We start from the raw sequence: 4,397 nt of genomic DNA, 5'->3' as shown, positions 1-4,397 counted from the left end.
CCGTGAAGGTGGCCGTACAGTTGGTGCTGGTGTTGTTGCAACTATCGTTGCTTAATAACATTTAGTACTTACGTACAGAAAAGGGAGCTTAGGCTCCCTTTTTTATTGCTTAAAATCCATCTATTCTTGTTTGCATCCATTGTGTAGCGGATAACAACGTTCGAATAACGTATATCAAACGTCAATATTAGATATGTTATGTTGTTATTTATTACGTAGATAGGATATCGAAGTAATTTCGGTATAGAATACAGAGCAGGGTACAGGGTAATATATTGAAAATTAAAGCTTTACTAATTATTTGTGTTTAATAATCAAACAAAGCTTGTTTTCAATAATGTGATCTGTATAATGCCTGTCACTGCCCGAGAGTTAGTCTTGTAAGTGCAGTTGTGAACCAATAAGCATTGAGGAGAAATCTACTGCAGGCTATGCCGGGTTTATTTCATAATGAATACTCTGACTTATGTTCGCAGTCATTAAATTGACTGACAATGCATCCGAATGGGATGCTACGTTCACATAAATCAATCGACATTCCCTCGTCTTTACGAGTGTGAGTGGCGATATTGTTTGTGTAATTTTTATTTGGAGCTCTGTCTAATGCAGAACCAACGTATTCGTATCCGCTTAAAGGCGTTCGATCACCGTTTGATCGATCAGTCAACTGCGGAAATCGTTGAAACAGCTAAGCGTACTGGCGCACAGGTTAAGGGTCCAATCCCTCTTCCTACTCGCAAAGAGCGCTTCACTGTTCTTATTTCTCCTCACGTTAATAAGGACGCACGTGATCAGTACGAAATCCGTACTCACAAGCGCCTTATCGACATCGTTGAGCCTACAGACAAAACTGTTGATGCTCTTATGCGTCTAGATCTAGCTGCTGGCGTTGACGTACAGATCAGCCTAGGTTAAGGGGAGATAAGAGAATGATTGGTCTAATCGGTCGTAAAGTGGGCATGACCCGCATCTTTACCGAAGATGGCATTTCTATTCCAGTTACTGTTGTTGAAGTTGAAAACAACCGCGTTACTCAGGTTAAATCTGTAGAAACTGACGGTTACAACGCTATTCAAGTAACAGCTGGAACTAAGAAAGCTAGCCGCGTATCTAAGCCAGAAGCAGGTCACTTTGCGAAAGCAGGTGTTGAAGCTGGTCGCGGTCTTTGGGAATTCCGTCTAGAAAACAGTGAAGAGTTTGCAGTTGGCGCTGAGCTAAGTGTTGAACTATTCAACGATATTAAAAAAGTAGACGTTACTGGTACATCTAAAGGTAAGGGTTTCCAAGGTGCTGTTAAGCGCTGGAACTTCCGTACTCAAGATATGACCCATGGTAACTCCTTGTCTCACCGTGCACCGGGTTCAATTGGCCAATGTCAAACTCCAGGTCGCGTATTTAAAGGCAAGAAAATGGCTGGTCACATGGGTGCTGAGCGTGTAACGACTCAAAACCTAGAGATCGTACGTGTTGACGCTGAGCGCAATCTGCTTCTTATTAAAGGTGCAGTACCGGGCTCAACAGGCGGCAACGTGATCGTTAAACCAGCTGTTAAAGCGTAACGTCGAGGAGTTAGTAATGGAATTGGTAGTCAAAGGCGCTGACGCGCTAACTGTCTCCGAAACTACTTTTGGGCGTGATTTCAATGAAGCGCTTGTACACCAAGTAGTTGTTGCTTTTGCAGCAGGTGCTCGTCAGGGTACACGTGCTCAGAAGACTCGTTCAGACGTTTCTGGTGGTGGCGCTAAGCCATGGCGCCAGAAGGGTACTGGTCGCGCTCGTGCAGGTACAATCCGCAGTCCGCTATGGCGTTCTGGTGGTGTTACTTTCGCTGCTCGTCCTCAGGATCACAGCCAAAAAGTAAACAAGAAAATGTACCGCGGTGCTATGAAGAGCATTCTTTCTGAGTTAGTTCGTCAAGAGCGTTTAATCGTTGTTGATAACTTCACTCTAGAAGCACCAAAGACAAAAGCACTAGTAGCTAAGCTTAAAGAGCTTGAGCTAACTGATGCACTAATCGTAACTGGCGAGCTAGATGAGAATCTATTCCTTGCAGCACGTAACCTTTACAAAGTAGACGTACGTGACGCAGCGGCAATCGATCCAGTTAGCTTGATCGCTTTCGATAAAATTGTAATGACTGCAGCAGCAGTTAAAGCAGTTGAGGAGATGCTAGCATGATCACTGAAGAGCGTATTTTAAAAGTTCTACGTGCTCCGCACATTTCTGAAAAAGCATCAATGGCTGCAGAAAACGCTAATACTATCGTTTTCAAAGTAGCATTGAATGCAACTAAGAAAGAGATCAAAGCAGCAGTTGAAAAACTGTTCGAGGTTGAAGTTAAGTCTGTAAATACTCTTATCACTAAGGGTAAGACCAAACGTCAAGGTATGCGCCAAGGCCGTCGTTCAGACGTGAAGAAAGCGTATGTTATCTTGAAAGAAGGTCAAGACATCGACTTCGCTGGTAGTGCAGAGTAAGGCTAGGAGCAAAGAAGAATGGCTATTGTAAAATGTAAGCCGACTTCCCCAGGTCGTCGCCACGTAGTTAAAGTGGTTAACTCTGACCTGCATAAGGGTAAGCCGTACGCACCACTTCTAGAGAAAAACTCTAAGACTGGTGGTCGTAACAATAACGGTCGTATCACTGTACGTCACATCGGTGGTGGTAATAAACAACATTACCGTCTAATCGATTTCAAACGTACTAAAGATGGCATCCCAGCGAAAGTTGAGCGCCTAGAATACGATCCAAACCGTAGCGCAAACATTGCTCTAGTTCTGTACGCAGACGGTGAGCGCCGCTACATTATTGCACCTAAAGGTCTACAAGCTGGTGATGTTATCCAGTCTGGTCAAGATGCTGCTATTAAAGTTGGTAACACATTACCAATGCGCAACATCCCAGTAGGTTCAACAGTACACTGTGTTGAACTTAAGCCTGGTAAAGGTGCTCAGCTGGCTCGTTCAGCTGGTGCATACGCTCAGATCATTGCACGTGCAGGCACATATGTGACTCTACGTCTACGTTCTGGTGAAATGCGTAAAGTTCTTGCTGAAGGTCGTGCGACTCTAGGTGAAGTTGGTAATGCAGAACACATGCTACGTGAGCTAGGTAAAGCTGGTGCTTCACGTTGGCGCGGTGTTCGTCCAACTGTACGTGGTGTTGTAATGAACCCAGTTGATCACCCACACGGTGGTGGTGAAGGTCGTACATCAGGCGGTCGTCACCCAGTAACACCTTGGGGTGTTCCAACTAAGGGTTACAAGACTCGTAAGAACAAGCGTACCGACAAGTACATCGTACGTCGTCGTAACAAGTAATTATAAAGAGGATACGCCATGCCACGTTCTCTCAAGAAAGGTCCATTTATTGACCTACACTTGCTGAAGAAGGTAGAGAAAGCGTTGGAAAGCGGTGACAAAAAGCCTGTTAAGACTTGGTCCCGTCGCTCAATGATCATCCCTCAGATGATCGGTTTGACCATCGCTGTCCATAATGGTCGTCAGCACGTACCTGTTTTCGTTTCTGAAGAAATGATCGGTCACAAGCTAGGCGAATTTGCACCAACACGTACTTACCGTGGCCATGCTGCGGATAAGAAAGCTAAAAAGCGCTAAGGAGTAGGTAATGGAAGCTATCGCTAAACATCGCTTTGCTCGCATTTCGCCGCAAAAAGCTCGTTTGGTTGCAGATCAACTGCGCGGTAAGCCAGTTGCTCAAGCTCTAGAAATTCTTAACTTCAGCAACAAAAAAGCTGCTGATTTAATCAAGAAAGTTTTAGAGTCAGCTATCGCTAACGCAGAACACAACGAAGGCGCAGACATTGATGATCTTAATGTTGCTAAAATCTTCGTTGACGAAGGTCCTACCATGAAGCGTATTATGCCTCGTGCTAAAGGCCGTGCCGATCGCATCTTGAAGCGTTCTAGCCACATCACTGTTGTTGTAGCAGACCGCTAAGAGACTAGGAGAGAAAGCAATGGGTCAGAAAGTACATCCTAATGGTATTCGTTTAGGCATCGTTAAGCCTTGGAATACCACTTGGTTTGCTAACAGCCAAGAGTTCGCTGACAACCTAGACGGCGATTTCAAGGTACGCCAGTTCCTTACTAAGGAACTAGCAAAAGCATCTCTATCACGCATCGTTATCGAGCGTCCTGCTAAGAGCATTCGTGTGACTATTCACACTGCTCGTCCAGGCGTAGTTATCGGTAAGAAAGGTGAAGACGTAGAGAAACTACGTGCAGCAGTTGCGAAGATCGCGGGCGTTCCAGCTCAGATCAACATCGCTGAAGTACGTAAGCCAGAACTAGACGGTCAACTAGTAGCAGACAGCATTTCGTCTCAGCTAGAGCGTCGTGTTATGTTCCGTCGCGCTATGAAGCGTGCAGTTCAGA

8 protein-coding genes are annotated in these 4,397 nt (G+C 45.2%); all 8 read left to right on the top strand.

Annotation, left to right across the window (positions count from 1 at the left end):
- Window positions 1-603: 603 nt before the first annotated feature.
- Entirely contained in the window at window positions 604-915 is a 312-nt protein-coding gene (gene rpsJ / locus I3259_RS19985; RefSeq protein WP_002541412.1) for a 30S ribosomal protein S10, read from the top strand.
- 14 nt (window positions 916-929) lie between these two features.
- A complete protein-coding gene (gene rplC / locus I3259_RS19980; RefSeq protein ID WP_107208697.1) occupies window positions 930-1,559 on the top strand; it encodes a 50S ribosomal protein L3 in 630 nt (209 codons plus the stop codon).
- Between the two features lie 16 nt (window positions 1,560-1,575).
- On the top strand, window positions 1,576-2,178 hold the full coding sequence (rplD, locus tag I3259_RS19975) for a 50S ribosomal protein L4 (RefSeq protein WP_006647440.1): 603 nt from the start codon (window positions 1,576-1,578) through the stop codon (window positions 2,176-2,178).
- Window positions 2,175-2,477 (top strand): 50S ribosomal protein L23, encoded by a 303-nt coding sequence (gene rplW / locus I3259_RS19970; RefSeq protein ID WP_006647439.1) that lies wholly within the window; start codon window positions 2,175-2,177, stop codon window positions 2,475-2,477. Before rplD ends, rplW begins: the two co-directional genes overlap by 4 nt.
- A gap of 18 nt (window positions 2,478-2,495) precedes the next feature.
- Entirely contained in the window at window positions 2,496-3,320 is an 825-nt protein-coding gene (rplB, locus tag I3259_RS19965; RefSeq protein WP_045084936.1) for a 50S ribosomal protein L2, read from the top strand.
- A gap of 18 nt (window positions 3,321-3,338) precedes the next feature.
- A complete protein-coding gene (gene rpsS, locus I3259_RS19960; RefSeq protein WP_005302795.1) occupies window positions 3,339-3,617 on the top strand; it encodes a 30S ribosomal protein S19 in 279 nt (92 codons plus the stop codon).
- A gap of 10 nt (window positions 3,618-3,627) precedes the next feature.
- On the top strand, window positions 3,628-3,960 hold the full coding sequence (rplV, locus tag I3259_RS19955) for a 50S ribosomal protein L22 (RefSeq protein WP_005302797.1): 333 nt from the start codon (window positions 3,628-3,630) through the stop codon (window positions 3,958-3,960).
- Between the two features lie 19 nt (window positions 3,961-3,979).
- The coding region (gene rpsC / locus I3259_RS19950) for a 30S ribosomal protein S3 (RefSeq protein WP_238031416.1) at window positions 3,980-4,397 on the top strand (418 nt) is incomplete at its 3' end.

Origin of the sequence: Photobacterium sp. Ph5, from assembly GCF_022129445.1 — a bacterium.
Taxonomy (GTDB): domain Bacteria; phylum Pseudomonadota; class Gammaproteobacteria; order Enterobacterales; family Vibrionaceae; genus Photobacterium.
The sequence above is the reverse complement of the archived record's forward strand: the minus strand, read 5'-3'. Positions and strand labels throughout refer to the sequence as shown.

Coding starts and splice junctions, on each gene's coding strand:
- rpsS (WP_005302795.1), top strand. CDS start 3,339: ATGCCACGTTCTCTCAAGAAAGGTCCATTTATTGACCTACACTTGCTG.
- rpsJ (WP_002541412.1), top strand. CDS start 604: ATGCAGAACCAACGTATTCGTATCCGCTTAAAGGCGTTCGATCACCGT.
- rplC (WP_107208697.1), top strand. CDS start 930: ATGATTGGTCTAATCGGTCGTAAAGTGGGCATGACCCGCATCTTTACC.
- rplB (WP_045084936.1), top strand. CDS start 2,496: ATGGCTATTGTAAAATGTAAGCCGACTTCCCCAGGTCGTCGCCACGTA.
- rplW (WP_006647439.1), top strand. CDS start 2,175: ATGATCACTGAAGAGCGTATTTTAAAAGTTCTACGTGCTCCGCACATT.
- rplD (WP_006647440.1), top strand. CDS start 1,576: ATGGAATTGGTAGTCAAAGGCGCTGACGCGCTAACTGTCTCCGAAACT.
- rplV (WP_005302797.1), top strand. CDS start 3,628: ATGGAAGCTATCGCTAAACATCGCTTTGCTCGCATTTCGCCGCAAAAA.